Consider the following 16490-nt stretch of genomic DNA (forward strand, 5'->3'; position numbering starts at 1 on the left):
ATGCTCAACTTCGGCGTGCGATCAGATGTGATCGTGGCCCGGAACGAACAGCGGTTCCATCGCGAAGTGTGCAACGTCCGCTTCCATTTCGGACCGCGCTGGCGCCTCGGGCGTCTGGCTCGCGGCGTCGAGAATCTCGCGCAGGATCGTCGTATCGCTCGAGGTGTTGAGGAAGAGTCCCGGCCGGCTCAGCACGAAGTGCACGGCGCGGCGCAGCGCGTCGCGCTCGCGCAGCGGCTCGTACCACGAGAACTTGCGCTCGGTGCCATTCTGCCAGCGGCGGCGCGCGGCGGACTTGATCGTCTGCGTCGCCACGCCGCGCTCGTTGCAAAGCTTGATCAGCGCTTCGACGTCCGCGGCGTACTGATCGATTCCCAGCATCGTGAAGTTATACGGAAATAACACCGAGTCAAAGGCGAAACGCTCGAGGCTCCGCCGATGCATCGCGGCGACCTGGGTGCCGTGCCCGGTGACGCCGATGAACCGCACGAGGCCCTGCGCGCGAGCCTCGACGAGAGCTTCGAGCGCGCCGCCGGGCCCCATCGCGGTTTGCCACTCCGCTTCTTCGACCAGGTTATGCATCTGGATGAGATCGATCTGGTCGACCTTGAGCCGCTCGAGCGAGCGATGCAGGCTCGCGCGCGCCGCCTCGGCCGTACGGTCGCCGGTTTTCGTTGCGAGGAAGAAATGCTTGCGATGCTCGCGCATCCAGGGCCCGATGCGCAGCTCGGAATTGCCGTAAGCCGCGGCGGTGTCGATATGATTGACGCCGTATTCGAGCAGAACGTCCAGCATCGGGTCGGCTTTTTCCTGCTTCATGCCGCCCAGTGCGGCGGCGCCGAAAATCACGCGAGAACTCTGATGTCCCGTGGGTCCGAACGGATGCTTCGTAATCACGTCGTCACCTCGCTGCGCTGAAGAATCGTGGCGCCACTATAGCATCGATACCGGCGACTGCCGCGCGAACTTTCAAGCCGTTTCATTTTGCTCGGTCAAGTCAAGCGAGCTTCTATAGCGATGCGTCTAAAGCATTGCCTCGGCGGCTGGTATTTTGAGGCCAATGACCACATTTCAGCTTCGGACGCTGGCGGTCCATCGTTTTCTGTCGACTATCGCGCTGGTGCTCGCTTTGCTCGCGGTGATTGCTAACGGATCGTGCACTCCGGCGACCAGGATGGCGGCGAACGGCGGAGAGCGACCGGCGACGCATACGCCTCATCCGGTAACCGAGGGGCCACGCGTGCTGATCTTCGCGTTCGATGGTGCCGGCTACAACCAGCTGATGGACGCGATCAAGTCGGGCAGGGCGCCGAACATGAGCGGCATGCTCGGCGCCGACGAAGGCGACGGCGTTTACGAGCACGCGTACTCTGCGCCTGATGCGATCAGCATTCTACCGTCGACGACGATGGCGGCGTGGTCGTCGATCTTCAGCGGCGAGCCGCCCGCGTTTACCGGCGTGCCCGGCAACGAATGGTTCGTGCGCGAGAAGATGCAGTTCGTCGCGCCGGCACCAGTCTCGATCACCGACACCTCGGACTCCGAACGGATGGTAACCGAAGACCTCGTAGGCCATTCCGTCGAGTGCCCCACGTTGTTCGATCTCGCAGGTGTGCAATCGGCGGTCTCGCTGAACCCCGTGTATCGCGGTGCCGATCTTTTCACCACGATTGCGCCGACCGATTTCGCCACGGTGATGTCCGATTTCGTAGCGGGCAAGGCGCTGGGCGAGCATGGCGTAAAGAAAGAGATGTACGCGAAGTACGATATCGATTCGGTGCCGAAGATCGTCGATTCATTCAATACGCACGGAGTGCCGCGGCTCCAGGTGGTGTATTTCCCCGGTATCGATCTCTACACGCATCTCGCGCGCGATCCACTGCCGATGGAGGTCGAATACCTCGAGCAGGTGACCGATCCGCTAGTCGGAACAATCCTCGATGAGTATCGAAAGCGCGGCCTGCTCGATCAGACCTACATCATGATCATTGCCGATCACGGCCACACGCCTGTGATGCATGATGAGCAGCACGCGTTGGATTCGCAATCCGACGACGGTCCAGCGCCGCTGATGGCGAAGACCGGCTTCCGTCCGCGTCCGTTCGTGCTCAATCCTGCCGCGAATCAGCAGGACTACCAGGTGGCGTTCGCGTACCAGGGTGCGATTGCGTACGTGTATCTGGCCGATCGTTCGACGTGTCCGAATCCGGGCGACAAGTGCAATTGGAATAAGCCGCCGCGCTATGATCACGACGTGCTTCCCGCGGCGCGGGCTTTCTACCGCGCCAACCAGACCGGCGCGGGCAGTCCCAAGTTGAAGGGCACGTTGGATTTGATCTTTGCCCGTGAGCCGCGCGCTCCGACCGAGGACGCGAAGCCGTATCGGATTTTCAACGGCCACAAGCTCGTCGAAATCGAGGATTACCTCGAAGAGCATCCGCGCCCGGACCTGTTGCAGCTGAATCGCCGCATGCGCTGGCTGAGCGCGGGGCCGCACGGCGACCGTGCCGGTGACATTCTGTTACTAGCGAAGTCCGGACTTAACCATCCGATCGAGCAGCGCTACTACTTCTCGAGCCTCTATCACTCGTGGCATGGCAGCCCCTCCGAGCAGGACAGCCATATTCCGTTCGTTGTCGCATGCTCGCAGTGCAACGGCGAGGCCCTGCACAAACTGGTCGATAAGGTGGCGCGCCATCGTGGCCCATCGCAGCTCGACCTGACGCCGATGGCGCTGACGTTGCTTAAATCGGATATCAAGCCGAGCCAGCCGGCAGCGCTGCCGTCATATACTCAGCAAGTCACTCCCGAACCCAAACGATAGGCTGGCCAGCAGAGTAAAAGGATCGGCCGCCGTTCGACGCAATCGACAGAATGTCAACTCTGCGACCTGGTGGGCAATCCGAGCGCGGCGCGCAGCTTGGGCTTGAGAATCGAGATAAGCTCCGCGTCCCAGCACACGTAATTGTCAGGCACGTGCAGCACGATCACCTTGTCGCCGTGCTGGTTGCCGAAGCGGGTGCGGATCGACTGGTGATGCGCTTCTTCCATTACGAGCACGATGTCGGCTTCGTCGAGCAGTTCCGCCGAGACCTGGTTTTTGGCCCAGCGCTCGGTGCCCGCCGATGAGACCCACATCGGCGCGCACATCTCGGCCAGCAGCATCGCCGCGGTCGGCGAGCGGTCGAGGTTGCCCGAGCAGACCATCAGTACCTTCTTCCTCATAGCGCGATGATTTTAGCAGACCGGCGGGGCGTGGCTAGCCGGCGCGGGTTGGCGCGCGGGCGGTATTGACATCGCGCGACCAATATGGACATGAACAATGAGTATGATTTTTGATCATACAGCAGGCCCGGAGACCGCCGATTCCCAGACCGCGATTCCGCCTGCCGCGCCACGCTACCCGCCCTAGCGCCTTGATGAGTTCCGCCCACCGGCGCCGGCTCCCGCCCTTTCCTGGCTGGCGCCCATGCTTCCGCCTGCGTCAAAGCGGTTTTTTTCACGCCCGCTCCCACCTGGTGCCGATATGAAGTCGCTACACAAAGCGCACCACCGCCCCGTCTCCCTGTCGCCGAGGCTCGTACGATGCCTCCAATGCCGCCAGCAAGTCCCGATGGCGGAATCCGCCCGCTATGGCGGTCTGTGCCGCATCTGTGTCGAAGAGAGTGCCGTGATCGGATGGAACGTTATCTATGACCGTGAAAAGGGGGTTGGCGCGATTCCTCTCAACCTGCGCGCCGCATATGGCCTATGAACACAGCTCTTGCAAATTTGACTCAGCCCGTCCGGCCGCCGCGTCTGGATCGCGTGGCGATACACGCGCCGCGGGTCAGGAACTCCATGCTCGACTCGATCACCGCGGTGATTGGCGCGGCCGCCGCCGCCTCGCTGGTGGCCGAGTTCGGCGGACGACGCCTCTACGTCCCGCATACTCCGCGTCCCGAGGACGTGCTGGTGAGGATTCTGGGCGCCAAGACGGCCGCGCTCTTCGCGCGTCATTTCGGTGGCGATCGAATCGTGATGCCGGCCGATCCGGAGCGGGCCCATCGCCGCGAGCGCATCATCGAGGCGCGGCGCAAGGGGCTTTCGATCTCGGCGGTGGCGCGCGAAACCGGCTGCACCGAGCGCTACGTGTACAAGGTGCTCGCGCAGCAGCGCCAGGGCTGAACTATTCAGCCTTACGCGGCAGCGCCGCGTATCCTACTCTCGGGATGCGCGGTGCTAGCCGCGTGTGGAGTCCGCGATGACCGCGACCTGACCGCGGGAGCATCGGCGTGAGCATCAACGGGGCGTCCGCCTCGAAATATCCGCCCGAATTTGAAGCGGCGATCGCACAGGTACTCGCCGACGAAGGCGGTTTCGTGCAAAATTCCGCCGATCCCGGCGGCGCCACCAAGTTCGGCATCTCGGCGCGCGAGTATCCCGATCTGGATATCGCGCAGCTGACCCGCGACGACGCGGTCGCGATTTACTTTCGCGATTGGTGGCGCAAGTACGATTTCGGCCGCCTGCCCGCGGCGCTCGCCGCCAAGACTTTCGACCTCGCCGTCAATATCGGCCCCGGACATGCGATTACCTGCCTGCAGCGCGCGTTGCGCGCCGCGGGACATCGCGTGACCGAAGACGGTTCGATCGGCGCCGAAACGGCCACGGCCGCCGCCGCTGCTCCCGAGATCGCAGCGCTGGCCGCGCTGCGTTCGGAAGCCGCCGGTTACTACCGGGCGGTCGCGGCAATCACGCGCGGCGCCCGCGATTCCGATGATCAGCAATTCCTGACCGGGTGGCTAAATCGGGCGTACGAATAGGCGGCGCCAGGCGCGCCGCCACGGAGGCATCGCAGTAATGAATCCCACCGAAATCATGGCCGTGGCCGGTTATCCGATCGTCGGGCTGGCCGGATTCGTGCTCGGCACCTTGCTCGGCCGCACTTTGGTCAGCGATACCCAGTCGCTGCTGCATTCGATCGAGTCGCGTATCGTCACCGCGCAGGGACAAGCGAGCGCGTCGTCATCGGCTCCTGCTCCCGCCGCCGCGCATGCGCCAGCGGCGCCGGCCGCGGCTCCGGCCACAACCGCGCAGACAGCCTCGGCGATCCAGGTTCATGCCGCGGCGACTGAGAAGCTGGCGGCTGCCGTTGCGCAACACGCGGCGGCGGTGACGGCGACCGCGAGCGCGGCAAAGTAAGGAACCCGCGATGTTCGTCACGCTCATCGCAGGGCTATGGAAACCGCTCGCGCTCGTGGGCCTGGTGGCGGCCGCGCTCGTGTATCGCTCGGTGCTGATTCACGAGCGCGACGCGGCCCAGGCCCAGGTCGCTGCGATCACCGCGCAGGCGCAGCAGTACAAGGCCGCCGACGATGCGTGCGTCGCGGCGGTCGCGCAGCAGAACGCCGAGGTCAAGAAGCTGCGCGACGACGAGGCGATGGTGCTCGAGGCGGCCCAGACGCGCGAGGCCAATGTCGTGGCAAATGCCGAAACGCACGCCGCGCAGGCGACGAAAACCGCCGACGCGCTGGCACACGCGAAACTCGGGCAGGGCTGCGACGCCGCGATCAAGTGGGCGAATCAACAGGGCGCGGAGCTGGGCAAATGGTGAGCGTGGCGAAGGCCACCGCGCGGCGGTGCCGCGCGGGCGCGATTTTCGCGATCGCGATCGTCGCATCGAGCTGCACGGCGAGAATGCCGCCGCCAGCCGAGGTTGTCACGGCAAACGTCCCGGTCGAGGTTCCTGTCTATTGCAAGGTTCCGCAGCTAACGCGTCCGCAGCTACCGATCGCATCGCTGACCGACGCGTCGTCGGCGGCCGATTGCGTACGCGGCTACGCCGCGTCGGTCGCGTTGCTGAAAGCCGCGGTAATCGAACGCGACAGTATCCTGGCGGGATGCGCCGCGCCGGCATCGGTGACAACGCCAGACAGCGCCATCTACGACCCGAATCGCAACTCGTCAGTCCCGTCTCCTTAAATTCGGGAGACCGTCTGAAACCCTCTCCTGCGATAAGGAGAGGGGACAGCAGCGGCGCAGGCGTCTCCAATACTCACTGAAATAGTCAGTTGATGAAACTTCTCAATGATATTTTGACCGGCAAAGACAATCTCACTTTCGATGCGGCGCGCGTGGTCGGTGTTCTTGGCGCGTTTGCCTATATCCTGTTCTGGTGTGTGCAGGTGTACCAGCAAAAGCGCTTCGATCCCGGAGATGCCGACGCCTACGGCAAGGGACTTGGAATCGTGCTGCTGGCGATGGCGGGCGCGGTGATGATCAAGAAATCCACCGAACCCGAGCCCGACCCTCGCGAGCGGGAAAGAGGTGAACGTTGAGCTGGGATGCGATCGCGACGTTCGTGATGGTGGTGGTGACGATCGCGGGAATCAACGCCGGCTCGGTGAAGTGGATGCTCGATCGGCAGCGGCAGAACCTCAACACCGATTCCTCGCGATGGAACGAGATCGAGCGCGGACTCTACGAGCTGCGCGCTTCGCTGCCGCTCGAATACGTGCGCCGCGAAGACTGGATTCGGTTCAGCGGCACGCTCGACGCCAAGCTCGACGCGATGCGCGAGGAGATGCGCGAAGAGATTCGAATCTTGAAGGAAAGGCTCTATGGCGGAGATTGATATCGAACAGAAGCAGCGCGAAGAAGCCCGCTGGCGAATCCTGCGCGTAGTCGACGCGGGCCGTCCGATCGCGGTCAGCGAACATATCATCTGGCGGGTGCTGGCCGATATCAAACTCTCGGTCTCGCTCAACGCGCTGCGTCGCGAGCTTACCTATTTGCGCGATCACGGCCTGCTCGATCTCGAGACCGATCAACAGGACAACTGGTTCGCGCGGCTGACGGCGCGCGGCGTCGATGTAGTCGAATATACTCAGCCCGCTCCGAACGGGATTGCGCGTCCGCGCAAGTACTGGTGATGGCGCCGCGCAAGAAATCGCGGGCGCTCCCGGTCGCGGCCGCATCCGGTACAAAGCAGGACGCGACCGTCGCCAAGCCGAAAGCTTCGGCGTCATTCCGGGTCCCGCATATACCCAAAGAGCTCAAGGCCGAACTCGATCGACGGATCAGGGATTCGGACTTCCACAGTTACAAGGATCTCGCGAATTGGCTGCGCCGCAATGGCTACCAGATGCGGGAAGAGTCGATTCGCCGCTATAAGCATCGCTTCGATCGCAAGCTCGAGGCGGTTCGACTCGCGACCGAGCAGGCCAAGGCTATTTGCGAACAGTTCGATGGCGATGATGTCTCGATGCAGGAGGCGTTGATGCGGCTGGTGCAAACGGAGATGTTCAACCTGCTGACGTCGCTGAATGAGAAAAAGCTGCGGCCCTCGAGCCCGGACAATCACGCGCGCAAATCGGCGCCGGACTCGATGGCGCTGGCGCGCACGGTTGCGACTATCGCCAAGGCTTCAATCGCGCACCAGGACTGGGCGCAGCGCATGAAAAAGCGCGTCGCCGAACGCGTCGAAGCGGCGACCGAGAAGGTGGATGCCGCAAAGCAAGACGGGTTGAGCGAAGCCGCCGCCGAGAAGATCCGCAACGCATTGATGGATATCCGGTTGTGATGCGCGACGCTCCCCCGATCTCGCCTCTCCTTATCTGTCTGGTCCCCTCGCCCAGGATAAGGAGAGGGAATCAGAGCGAGTCGGAAAAATGAGGAGTGGATAATCGGTTCATTAGTCAGTCATGTCAGACGATCTCTCCATACTCCTTCCTTACCAGCGGCGATGGATGGCTGATCGGGCGCAGGTCAAGGTCAGTGAGAAATCGCGGCGTATCGGTATTACCTGGACCGAGGCTTGCGATCGGGCGCTCTCCGCTTCGATTCGCGGGCGGGGTGGGATGGACGGATGGTATATCGGCTACAACAAGGATATGGCGGTCGAGTTTATCGAGACTGCCGGTTTATGGGCGAAACGATTTAATCGCGCCGCGAGCGCGGTCGAGGAAGTGGCTATTGAGGATGAACGCGCCGATATCCAGGCGTACCGAATTCGTTTCGCCTCAGGCCACAAAATCGTGGCGCTGTCCTCGCGGCCCTCGAACCTGCGCGGCAAAGATGGATGCGCGGTGATCGACGAGGCTGGCTTTCACGAGAGTCTCACAGGGCTGTTGAAGGCGGCGCTCGCGTTCACGATGTGGGGCGGGATGGTGCGCATCATCTCGACCCACAACGGGGCGGATAATCCATTCAATGAGCTGGTCAGCGATATTCGCGCGGGCCGGCGGCCGTTTTCACTCCATCGCACGACTTTCGACGAGGCGCTGGCCGACGGACTCTATCGCAAGATCTGCGCGGAGCTTGGCCGCGAATGGAGTCCCGAGGCTGAGGCGCGATGGCGCGCTGAGATAATCGAGTTCTACGGCGACAACGCCGATGAGGAGCTGTTCTGTATCGCGCGCGCCGCGAGCTCGACGTTCATGAGCGCGGCGCTGATCGAAGCGCGGATGAAAGCGGGGGTTCCGATCATCCGATGGGAGCCGCCGGCGGATTTCGTTGCGCGGCCCGAAGATGTTCGCCGCGCCGAGGCTGATGCGTGGTGCGAGGATAACCTCGCCGCCGTGCTTGGCGCGCTCGATCAGAATGTGCCGGCGTGCTTCGGCGAGGATTTCGGCCGCTCGGGCGACCTCACCGTCGTATGGCCGCTGCAGTTGGGTGCGGATCTGGTGCGGCGCACGCCTTTCGTCGTTGAGCTGCGCAATGTGCCGTTCCGTCAGCAGGAGCAGATTCTATTTTACATCGCGGATCGGTTGCCGCGTTTCTTTGGCGGTGCGATGGATGCGCGCGGCAACGGGCAATACCTGGCGGAGAGCGCGGCGGGGCGCTATGGCGATCGAATCACGCAGGTGATGCTCAGCGAGAGCTGGTACCGCGACAATATGCCGCGCTACAAGGCCGCGTTCGAAGACGGCACGATCGAGATTCCCAAGGACGGGGGAGTGCTGATGGACCATCGCGCGATCGTTATCGAGCGCGGAATCGCGCGCGTCGGCGAGCGCAAAGTCGGGATGGACGGCGGCAAGCGCCACGGCGACAGCGCGATCGCCGCGGCGCTCGCGTATTTTGCCTCGCGTGGCGAGCGCGGCGGTGAGATCGCATATGCAGGGATCGCGCGGGCGCGCTGGAGTCAGCCGCAGCGCGATCCCTTTGGCCCGCCGGTGTTGGAGGATAGTCAACGAAAAGGGCGCTTCGGAGTGGGTAGTTGGTAGTGAGTATCGGTGCGATGCTGACAATCCTCTCGTTTCCGTCTGAACCCTCTCCTTATCCTGGGAGAGGGCAAGGGAGAGGTTACAGGCTAGAGTGGAGCGGGATTGAATTGAATATAAATTGCATGACCGCACTTTCACTTGTGAGTAATCGATGGGACTTTATGATGCGTACGGGCGCGAAGTGGATACTGCTGTTTTGCGCGATGAGCAGGCGGCGCCTACCCTGGCGGGAGTTCGCAATATCTACTCCGTGATGCATCCTTCGGTCGGGCTTACGCCCGATCGGCTGGCCGCGATCCTGCGGCAGGCGGAGTTCGGCGATCCTTTTCTTTACCTGGAGCTGGCCGAGGAGATGGAGGAGAAGGATCTCCATTATCTGGCCGTGCTTCAGACGCGCAAGGAATCGGTTGCGCAGCTCGAAATCGTGGTGCGGGCGGCATCGAGTGACGCGGAAGATATACGAGCCGCGGATCTCGTGCGCGAGACACTGACCGGCGGCGCGCTGCAAATCGAGAGCGCGTTGTTCGACATGCTCGACGCGATCGGCAAGGGATTCTCGGCGACTGAGATTATCTGGGACACTTCGGGCCGCGAATGGTTTCCGCGCCGGCTGGCGTGGCGCGATCCGCGCTGGTTCATGTTCGACTGGATATCGGGCGAAGAACTGCTGGTGCGCACGCTCTCGACTGAAGGACAATCGATTTCGGTCGATGGTGAGCGGCATCCCCAGCCGTCGCATTTTGCGGGCGCCGGCCTCTATGCGAGCCTGCGTGGCGGGATTGGTATTCAGCCGCTGACCGCGCCGCTTTACCCGTACAAGTTCATTACTCATATCGCCAAGGCCAAGTCTGGATTGCCGATTCGCGGCGGCCTCGCGCGCGCGGCAGGATGGTCGTATCTGTTCAAGAATTATGTATTGAAGGACTGGGTGACATTCACCGAGATTTTCGGCCAGCCGCTGCGCGTAGGAAAGTATCGCGCCGGCGCTACCGAGCAGGACAAGCAGAGCCTGCTTGCTGCGGTGGCGAATATCGGGACTGACGCCGCGGCGATTATTCCCGAATCGATGGTAATCGAGTTTACCGAGGCGCGTCAGACCGGCAGTGTGGAACTATATGAAAGGTTTTGCGACTACCTGGATTCGCAAGTGAGTAAAGCGGTAATCGGGCAGACGCTGACGACGCAGATAACGGGCGAGGGCGGCTCGCGCGCCGCGGCGCAGGTTCATGATTCGGTGCGGCGCGATATCCTGGCGAGCGATGCGCGGCGAATCGCAGCGACGCTCAATCGCGACCTGGTGCGGCCGATCGTCGATCTCAATATGGGTCCGCGCGACCGCTATCCGCAGGTCGCGCTGGGTTTGCCCGAAGAGGGCGACATCAAGGAATTTGCCGAGATGCTCGCGATGCTCACCGATCGCGGCCTGAGAATCAGTCAGAAGACGGTGCTGGATCGGCTGGGCTTGCCGGAGCCGCAACCCGGCGACGAAGTGCTAATCGCCGCGCCGCGCAACTGAGTATTGGATTTGGCGTGGGTGACGCCGCGCGGCTCGCTCCCGCGACGGCCGCCATCGGCGGCGTCTCCCGGTATGCGGCTTCCGCGGGCGGCGTCAGCCGTGGGTGAGGCTATTGCCGGGCGGCTTCAAGGCGGAGAAGCAACTTGCAGTCGAATCGACCTCGCCCGCTTTGCGGGCGAGGTTATTTCTTGAGAGGGGCGAGCAAGCGGGCCGTGGCTTGATTGCTCAGACAGTTGAGCTAGGCGGCCTTGTTGGCGCGCGGGACTGCGACTGGCGGCGTGGGTTCGCTCATGCGGCGCGTCACTTCCTCGTCGGGCATCGTCATCAGCTTGCGATAGGCTTCCTGATCCTCGTAGCGCATGTGCGGCTTCGACCGATCGATGGCCGGCTGCGCGACGGCGCCGCCCTTGCCCTCGTAGGGTGCAGGCGAGGTGTACTTTTTCAGCTCCTCGGGCGTGATGCCGGCGAGGGCGACGACTTCGGGATCGATCCACGCGCGTGAGTCGATCGCCTCGCCGCTCGAAGTCGCGATTTCAAGGCACAATCCCTCGGGACCCGCGAAATAAATCGATTTGCAGAAACCGTGGTCGAGCGGGCCGAAGATATTGATGCCGCGCGAGCGGATGCGATCGCGCATCGCGAGCAGCTCTTGTTCGGTATCGACGTTGAGCGCGAGATGCTGCATCGTGCCCGGCGCTGACGGCAAGCCAGGGTTGCCCGCATGAGAAACGCCCCAGGCAGGCTCGATCTCGCGAATCTTGTCCATCGCGACCATCGCGATTGAGCATGAGTCGTTCAGCTTGAGGAAGCCGTGCCAGGCGCCCTTGACGCCGTGCATCCAGTAGAGCGCGACCAGTTCCATCCCGAGGACATCGGTGAAGAATTCGATCTGCTCCTTCATTTTGCCGGTCGAGATTGCGAGATGATGCAGCGCGTTGGGCTTTGCCATGGGCGTTTCTCCTCGGATGGTCTCGAGATCGATGTAGTCATTGTGCTCCCAACGGTCAATGATCGCGAGCGCGCGGGAAAGTCGGCACTGGTTCAGTTTGAATCGCTGGGCGTCATTCCAAGGGAGAGCCCCATCCGGGCGAGGATCGTTTTGACCTCGTTTAGACACTTGCGGCCAAAATTCCTGATCTCCAGCAGCTCGCGTTCGGTGCACTGAACAAGTTCGCCGACGTATTGAATATCGGCGTATCGCAATCCTTGGGACGCGCGAACCGAAAGGGGCAAGTCCGCGACTGAGCGACGAAAGATCTCCTTCATAGAAGCGACCTTTTTCTTCAGTGGTTGGTGGTTCCGTTTGCCAGCTTACCAGGACAGTCGTTATCGTCAACCAGAGGACTTTCAAGAACGTGACAGAAAAACAACTGTTCTCGGTACTGGTACGGATGCTCGGCGTGCTGGTCGTCCTCGTCGGTTTGAGATGCGTTGCTCAAGACCTAATAGCTTATTTTTGGGACACCTATCCCCTCAGTATGCCGTGGAGCAAGGAATGGCTGTATTGCGCGATAATCCTAGTCGTGGGGGCGATTCTTATTCGATGGCCTGACTGCGTCGTTCATCTAGCGTGGGACAAACTGCCGACTATCGGACGCCCGAACGATGAAGAAAACTCAAATTGAACCAGTGCCGGAAAGTTGCTTAACTTGGATCCTCCGCTTCAAATTCCTTTCCGGCTCGATATGCCGCCGAAACTATCGCGGGCGCACGCCGTATCAGCAGAAGGCCGGCGACAAGATAGAAGGCGGCAAACGCTGCTGCTGGCCGCCACTCGTAACCGTTGATGTATCGGACGCCGAAGATATTACGATGCTCTGAACCTCGCAGACGCTTTGAAGGATCATGTAGAGTCCGAACGTTCGAACGATCACGCCGAAAAATTGTCTTTCAGTCATTGGAATCACCCCTGATAGATGATTCGGAGTCTCTGGCTTATTCGTCAAGACGAGCGGCGACGCGAATCCAGAAGCGCCGCCACGAGGCGCCCTTGACATCGCGGGAACAGGGCCGTTAGTAGCGGGTTATCAGCCTGGAGGTTCTCCGATGGGTGCAGCATCGGTTCGCGAAGGCGCGGCTCAGCCGATCGTCGATACGAGCTTCGGCAGGGTTCGCGGGCGCACGCTTGGCGGCGTACACATTTTCAAGGGAATCCCGTATGCGGCGCCGCCGGTGGGCGCGAATCGATTTCAGCCGCCGCGGAAACCGGCGCCGTGGACGGGAGTGAAGGATACCTTCGACTTTGGCGATCGCGCGGTGCAGGACGACAATGCGTTCGCGCTGCCGCCCGAGCTGCTCAAGATTTTCAGCGTCGCCGAGCCGCTCAAGATGAGCGAGGACTGCCTCGTCCTCAACGTGTGGACGCCGGCGCTCGACGGTCGCAAGCGGCCGGTGATGTTCTGGTGCCATGGCGGCGCGTTTATCGCGGGCTCGGGATCGTCGCCATGGTACGAGGGCACGAGCCTCGCGCGCAGCGGCGACGTGGTGGTCGTCACGATCAACCATCGCCTGGGCGCGTTCGGCTACTTGCATCTCGAGGATCTGTGCGGCGAGCGGTTCGCCTCGTCGGGCGTGGCGGGGATGCTCGATATCGTCGCGGGACTCGAGTGGGTGCGCGACAATATCGCGCGGTTCGGCGGCGACGCGGGCAACGTGACGATTTTCGGCGAGTCGGGGGGCGGCGCCAAGGTCTGCGTGTTGATGGCGATGCCGGCGGCGCGCGGGCTCTTTCACAAGGCGATCATCCAGAGCGGCCCGGGCGTGGAGATGATGAGCCGCGAGGGTGCGAGCGAAACGGCGAGCCGCGTCTGCGCCGAGCTTGACTTGAAGCCTACTGAAGGCGACCGATTGTTGAGCGCGCCGGCGGAGCAGCTCGCGGCGGCGCAGGCGGCGGTGTTGAAGAAGATCAGCCTGATGTCGTTTGCGGATCGGCGCCGCGTGGGCTTCAACCCGGTGATCGACGGAAAGAACCTGCCGGGCGGGCCGTTCGCGCCGGCGGCGCCGGCGATATCGGCGAATATCCCGCTCATGATCGGCACCAATAAAGATGAGATGACGCTCTTCTTTGCGTTTGCGCCGTGGCTGAAAGCGCTCGACGAGAAGAGCCTGGTGGAGCGGGCGGGGATGTTCGTGGGCGAGCGCGGCGCGGCGTTGATCGCGGCATATCGGCGGATCAGGCCGGGCGATTCGCCGCGCGACCTGATGCTGGCGCTGACGACCGACGCGGCGATGCGAATCCCGTCGCTGGTGATCGCCGAGCGCAAAGTCGCGCAGAAAGCCGCGCCGGTGTTCGTGTACCTGTTCACGTTCGAGACGCCGGTGCTGAATGGCGCACTCAAGTCGCCGCATGCGCTCGAGATCCCGTTCGTGTTCGGCACGCTCGAGACCGCGCCGTTCACCGGCGAGTCGCCGGATCGCTACACTTTGTCGGATCGGATGATGAGGACGTGGCTGCAGTTCGCGCGCAGCGGGAATCCCAACAACGCGGCGATTCCCGAGTGGCCGACCTATTCGCCCGAGCGCCGCGCGACGATGATCTTCGATCGCGAGTGCGGCATTCAAAATGATCCTTATGGCAAGGAGCGGCAGGCGTGGTCGTGAGTCGTGCTCGCCGCGGCGCGCGCGCTTAGCTATAAGTCTCCACGAGCCCAGCTCGGCGCAACACGGAGTTAATGCCATGACGCAGCGCGAACGCCAGGGATGGCTAATCGTCGCCAGCCTCTGGGTGACGCTCTTCATCATTTTCGGCGGCGGCTACAACTGCGCGGGGGTGTTTCTGCCGCCGCTCATCAAGCAGTTCGGATGGAGCAGGGCGCAGCTCTCGACGCTGCAGGGCTCGCTTGCGATCTCGGCCGGAATCTCGGCGCCGCTGATCGGATGGCTGCTCGATCGAATCGAGGCGCGCGTCGTGATGGTGGTCGGCGCGGCGCTGGCGGGCGCGGCGTACCTGTTCGCGAGCCAGGTGCATTCTTATGCTCCGATGCTGGGCGCGTATCTTCTCCTGGGTCTTGGAATCGGCGCCGCGACGCTGCTGCCGGCCGCGCTGGTTGTATCAAACTGGTTTGCGGCGAATCGCGGCCTCGCTCTGGGCCTTACGATTTCAGGGACCGCGGTCGGTGGCGCCGGCATGACGCTGGTGGCGAACGCCGCGATCGCGCGCCACGGATGGCGCGGCGGCTATGTCGCGCTCGCGATCCCGATGATCGTGATTGCAATTCCAATCGTCATCCTGATGGTGAAGAGCCGGCCGCCGCAGTTGGGGCGAACGACGCAGGCCGAGGTCGACCCGAGCAAGTCGTTCGTGGATATCCCCGGCCTCGAGCTCAGCGAGGCCGCACGCACGCGCTCGTTCTGGATGATCTGCGCGACGCAATTCTTCTATGCCTTCGTGTCGGCGAGCGCGGGACTTCACTTGATCACTTATCTCATCGGCAAAGGCTACACCCCGCTTTTCGCGGCCAAGATGATGAGCCTGGCCCTGCTGCTCACTGCGACGGGCAAGCTCATAATGGGTTTCTTCGCCGATCGGGTGAGCGCGCGCAGCGCACTCGTCGTCAATTTTCTTTTGGCGGCGGTCGGGATCGTGCTGATGTTCAACGTAGCGGATCGGGCGTACCTGGCGCCGTTCGTGATCATCTTCGGACTGACCCTCGGCGCGCCGTTGGTGCTGCTGCCGATGCTGACGGCTGACTCGATGGGGTTGAAGCGCTTCGGCTCGATCGCCGGCGCAACTGGGGTCTGCCAGACGATCGGCGCCGCGGTCGGCCCGATCCTGACCGGCAAGATCTACGACGTGACCGGTTCGTACAGCTTGGCGTTCGACCTGTTCATCGTCGCCTGCATCTGCGGCGTGATCACAACGCTAAGCGTGATGTCGCTGGAAACCGAGCAATCGCGCCTCGAGCCGGTCGCGGCGACCGCATAGCGCGCGAAGCTGGCGCGACAGAATCGTTAGACTGCGGCCGATGCCTGTGCGGCCTGCGCCTCGAGTTCGCGCATGCGGCGTTGGCGGAAGGCGAGCATGTAGCGGCGGGTCCAGGCGATCATCAGGATCATCACACCGAATGCCATCACCGGTGAGATCGCCACTACTGTCGCGGGCGTAAGAACCAGGGCGAACGCGACTCTGAGCAGGGCTTCGAGCACGTAGACGACGCCCCACGTTCCCGTGACGATCCGCTGCGCGCGGCGGAAGGGAGGGATCTCCCAGAGCCCGTTCCACCATGCGATACGCTCGGGATCATCGCCGGCGACAAACTGGCGCATAATGACGAACAACAGCGGCCGTCCGATCACCAGCGAGCCGAGGCATATGAAGCCGAAGGTCGCGGTCAGGAATGAATCCTTGACGAGGGCGAAGAACACGCTGCCCGAAATCAGTGACGCGGCTGTGCCGACCGCGAGGAAGGTCATCACGATGATGCCGACTGGTTCGAGGCGGCCGGTCGTGAGCCACGCGCGCACATTGTTGGCGGCGGGAAACACGCCGCCGGCAACCAATGCCCACAGCGTCGAGACGCCGTACCTGGTGAGCACGTTGAATGCGATGATTGGAAGCGCGACGTCGAAGACCAGCGTCGGAAGCATCTGCGTGAAACTGAATCCGCCGCCCGCCGGTTCGGGCGGCATCGCAAGGGAACTGGGTATCGCTGCCATGGCGCGATTCTTACTCGATTTGGTGAGCATAGAAAGGCAGGTATTTTATTGCGCCATACGCAGGCCAGATATAGCGTTCGACTTTGGGGAGAGTCCGTCCAGGAAGGGAA

20 protein-coding genes are annotated in these 16490 nt (G+C 62.6%); 16 read left to right on the plus strand and 4 right to left on the minus strand.

The genetic code is table 11. The features are described 5' to 3' along the window. Positions 1–21 precede the first annotated feature (21 nt). Positions 22–897, minus strand: coding sequence for an aldo/keto reductase (locus VMA09_00715; GenBank protein HUA32097.1), 876 nt, complete (start codon positions 895–897; stop codon positions 22–24). A gap of 163 nt (positions 898–1060) precedes the next feature. On the opposite strand from VMA09_00715, the gene VMA09_00720 reads away from it, so the two are divergent. After that, positions 1061–2824, plus strand: a complete 1764-nt coding sequence (locus VMA09_00720) for an alkaline phosphatase family protein (GenBank protein ID HUA32098.1) — start codon at positions 1061–1063, stop codon at positions 2822–2824. Between the two features lie 53 nt (positions 2825–2877). On the opposite strand, the gene VMA09_00725 is transcribed toward VMA09_00720, so the two are convergent. After that, positions 2878–3225, minus strand: a complete 348-nt coding sequence (locus tag VMA09_00725) for a hypothetical protein (GenBank protein HUA32099.1) — start codon at positions 3223–3225, stop codon at positions 2878–2880. Positions 3226–3613: 388 nt separating this feature from the next. On the opposite strand from VMA09_00725, the gene VMA09_00730 reads away from it, so the two are divergent. From VMA09_00730 to VMA09_00785, 12 genes are all read left to right on the plus strand, one after another. Continuing rightward, positions 3614–3754 (plus strand): hypothetical protein, encoded by a 141-nt coding sequence (locus VMA09_00730; GenBank protein HUA32100.1) that lies wholly within the window; start codon positions 3614–3616, stop codon positions 3752–3754. A gap of 86 nt (positions 3755–3840) precedes the next feature. Continuing rightward, positions 3841–4167, plus strand: a complete 327-nt coding sequence (locus VMA09_00735) for a Mor transcription activator family protein (protein HUA32101.1) — start codon at positions 3841–3843, stop codon at positions 4165–4167. A gap of 107 nt (positions 4168–4274) precedes the next feature. Next, the gene (locus VMA09_00740; GenBank protein HUA32102.1) at positions 4275–4805 is read left to right on the plus strand and encodes a glycosyl hydrolase 108 family protein; all 531 of its coding nucleotides are present in this window, start codon (positions 4275–4277) and stop codon (positions 4803–4805) included. Positions 4806–4842: 37 nt separating this feature from the next. Beyond that, on the plus strand, positions 4843–5184 hold the full coding sequence (locus VMA09_00745; protein ID HUA32103.1) for a hypothetical protein: 342 nt from the start codon (positions 4843–4845) through the stop codon (positions 5182–5184). A gap of 10 nt (positions 5185–5194) precedes the next feature. Then, positions 5195–5596 carry a hypothetical protein gene (locus VMA09_00750; protein ID HUA32104.1) on the plus strand — a complete coding sequence of 134 codons (402 nt, stop codon included), beginning with the start codon at positions 5195–5197 and terminating at the stop codon, positions 5594–5596. A 2-nt stretch (positions 5597–5598) separates the two neighbouring features. Then, complete coding sequence (locus VMA09_00755; protein HUA32105.1) at positions 5599–5964, plus strand: hypothetical protein; 366 nt, start codon at positions 5599–5601, stop codon at positions 5962–5964. A gap of 92 nt (positions 5965–6056) precedes the next feature. Next, complete coding sequence (locus VMA09_00760; protein ID HUA32106.1) at positions 6057–6320, plus strand: hypothetical protein; 264 nt, start codon at positions 6057–6059, stop codon at positions 6318–6320. Continuing rightward, a complete protein-coding gene (locus tag VMA09_00765) occupies positions 6317–6616 on the plus strand; it encodes a hypothetical protein (GenBank protein ID HUA32107.1) in 300 nt (99 codons plus the stop codon). Before VMA09_00760 ends, VMA09_00765 begins: the two co-directional genes overlap by 4 nt. Next, entirely contained in the window at positions 6603–6914 is a 312-nt protein-coding gene (locus tag VMA09_00770; protein HUA32108.1) for a hypothetical protein, read from the plus strand. Before VMA09_00765 ends, VMA09_00770 begins: the two co-directional genes overlap by 14 nt. Beyond that, positions 6914–7564 (plus strand): phage protein Gp27 family protein, encoded by a 651-nt coding sequence (locus VMA09_00775; GenBank protein ID HUA32109.1) that lies wholly within the window; start codon positions 6914–6916, stop codon positions 7562–7564. The genes VMA09_00770 and VMA09_00775 overlap by 1 nt, the downstream gene beginning before the upstream one ends. A gap of 166 nt (positions 7565–7730) precedes the next feature. Further along, positions 7731–9209, plus strand: coding sequence for a hypothetical protein (locus VMA09_00780; protein HUA32110.1), 1479 nt, complete (start codon positions 7731–7733; stop codon positions 9207–9209). A 151-nt stretch (positions 9210–9360) separates the two neighbouring features. Then, positions 9361–10725, plus strand: a complete 1365-nt coding sequence (locus VMA09_00785; GenBank protein ID HUA32111.1) for a DUF935 domain-containing protein — start codon at positions 9361–9363, stop codon at positions 10723–10725. A gap of 238 nt (positions 10726–10963) precedes the next feature. On the opposite strand, the gene VMA09_00790 is transcribed toward VMA09_00785, so the two are convergent. Continuing rightward, positions 10964–11674 (minus strand): VOC family protein, encoded by a 711-nt coding sequence (locus tag VMA09_00790; GenBank protein HUA32112.1) that lies wholly within the window; start codon positions 11672–11674, stop codon positions 10964–10966. 656 nt (positions 11675–12330) lie between these two features. On the opposite strand from VMA09_00790, the gene VMA09_00795 reads away from it, so the two are divergent. The 3 genes from VMA09_00795 to VMA09_00805 all read left to right on the plus strand — a co-directional run bounded on the left by VMA09_00795 (position 12331) and on the right by VMA09_00805 (position 15649). Then, positions 12331–12546 (plus strand): hypothetical protein, encoded by a 216-nt coding sequence (locus VMA09_00795; GenBank protein HUA32113.1) that lies wholly within the window; start codon positions 12331–12333, stop codon positions 12544–12546. Between the two features lie 225 nt (positions 12547–12771). Further along, positions 12772–14325: a carboxylesterase/lipase family protein gene (locus tag VMA09_00800; GenBank protein HUA32114.1), complete on the plus strand. Its 1554-nt coding sequence runs from the start codon at positions 12772–12774 to the stop codon at positions 14323–14325. Between the two features lie 76 nt (positions 14326–14401). Further along, a complete protein-coding gene (locus VMA09_00805; GenBank protein HUA32115.1) occupies positions 14402–15649 on the plus strand; it encodes an MFS transporter in 1248 nt (415 codons plus the stop codon). A 26-nt stretch (positions 15650–15675) separates the two neighbouring features. Here VMA09_00805 and VMA09_00810 read toward each other — a convergent pair whose 3' ends face one another. After that, positions 15676–16380 carry a VC0807 family protein gene (locus VMA09_00810; protein ID HUA32116.1) on the minus strand — a complete coding sequence of 235 codons (705 nt, stop codon included), beginning with the start codon at positions 16378–16380 and terminating at the stop codon, positions 15676–15678. Positions 16381–16490 lie beyond the last annotated feature (110 nt).

It is taken from the genome of Candidatus Binataceae bacterium, from assembly GCA_035508495.1.
GTDB lineage: Bacteria > Desulfobacterota > Binatia > Binatales > Binataceae > JASHPB01.

Bases quoted from the DNA above. Each gene is read 5' to 3' on its own strand.
- VMA09_00720 (HUA32098.1), top strand. From the start codon at position 1,061: ATGACCACATTTCAGCTTCGGACGCTGGCGGTCCATCGTTTTCTGTCG.
- VMA09_00725 (HUA32099.1), bottom strand. From the start codon at position 3,225: ATGAGGAAGAAGGTACTGATGGTCTGCTCGGGCAACCTCGACCGCTCG.
- VMA09_00730 (HUA32100.1), top strand. From the start codon at position 3,614: ATGGCGGAATCCGCCCGCTATGGCGGTCTGTGCCGCATCTGTGTCGAA.
- VMA09_00735 (HUA32101.1), top strand. From the start codon at position 3,841: ATGCTCGACTCGATCACCGCGGTGATTGGCGCGGCCGCCGCCGCCTCG.
- VMA09_00745 (HUA32103.1), top strand. From the start codon at position 4,843: ATGAATCCCACCGAAATCATGGCCGTGGCCGGTTATCCGATCGTCGGG.
- VMA09_00750 (HUA32104.1), top strand. From the start codon at position 5,195: ATGTTCGTCACGCTCATCGCAGGGCTATGGAAACCGCTCGCGCTCGTG.
- VMA09_00760 (HUA32106.1), top strand. From the start codon at position 6,057: ATGAAACTTCTCAATGATATTTTGACCGGCAAAGACAATCTCACTTTC.
- VMA09_00770 (HUA32108.1), top strand. From the start codon at position 6,603: ATGGCGGAGATTGATATCGAACAGAAGCAGCGCGAAGAAGCCCGCTGG.
- VMA09_00775 (HUA32109.1), top strand. From the start codon at position 6,914: ATGGCGCCGCGCAAGAAATCGCGGGCGCTCCCGGTCGCGGCCGCATCC.
- VMA09_00780 (HUA32110.1), top strand. From the start codon at position 7,731: ATGGCTGATCGGGCGCAGGTCAAGGTCAGTGAGAAATCGCGGCGTATC.
- VMA09_00785 (HUA32111.1), top strand. From the start codon at position 9,361: ATGGGACTTTATGATGCGTACGGGCGCGAAGTGGATACTGCTGTTTTG.
- VMA09_00790 (HUA32112.1), bottom strand. From the start codon at position 11,674: ATGGCAAAGCCCAACGCGCTGCATCATCTCGCAATCTCGACCGGCAAA.
- VMA09_00795 (HUA32113.1), top strand. From the start codon at position 12,331: ATGAAGAAAACTCAAATTGAACCAGTGCCGGAAAGTTGCTTAACTTGG.
- VMA09_00800 (HUA32114.1), top strand. From the start codon at position 12,772: ATGGGTGCAGCATCGGTTCGCGAAGGCGCGGCTCAGCCGATCGTCGAT.
- VMA09_00805 (HUA32115.1), top strand. From the start codon at position 14,402: ATGACGCAGCGCGAACGCCAGGGATGGCTAATCGTCGCCAGCCTCTGG.
- VMA09_00810 (HUA32116.1), bottom strand. From the start codon at position 16,380: ATGGCAGCGATACCCAGTTCCCTTGCGATGCCGCCCGAACCGGCGGGC.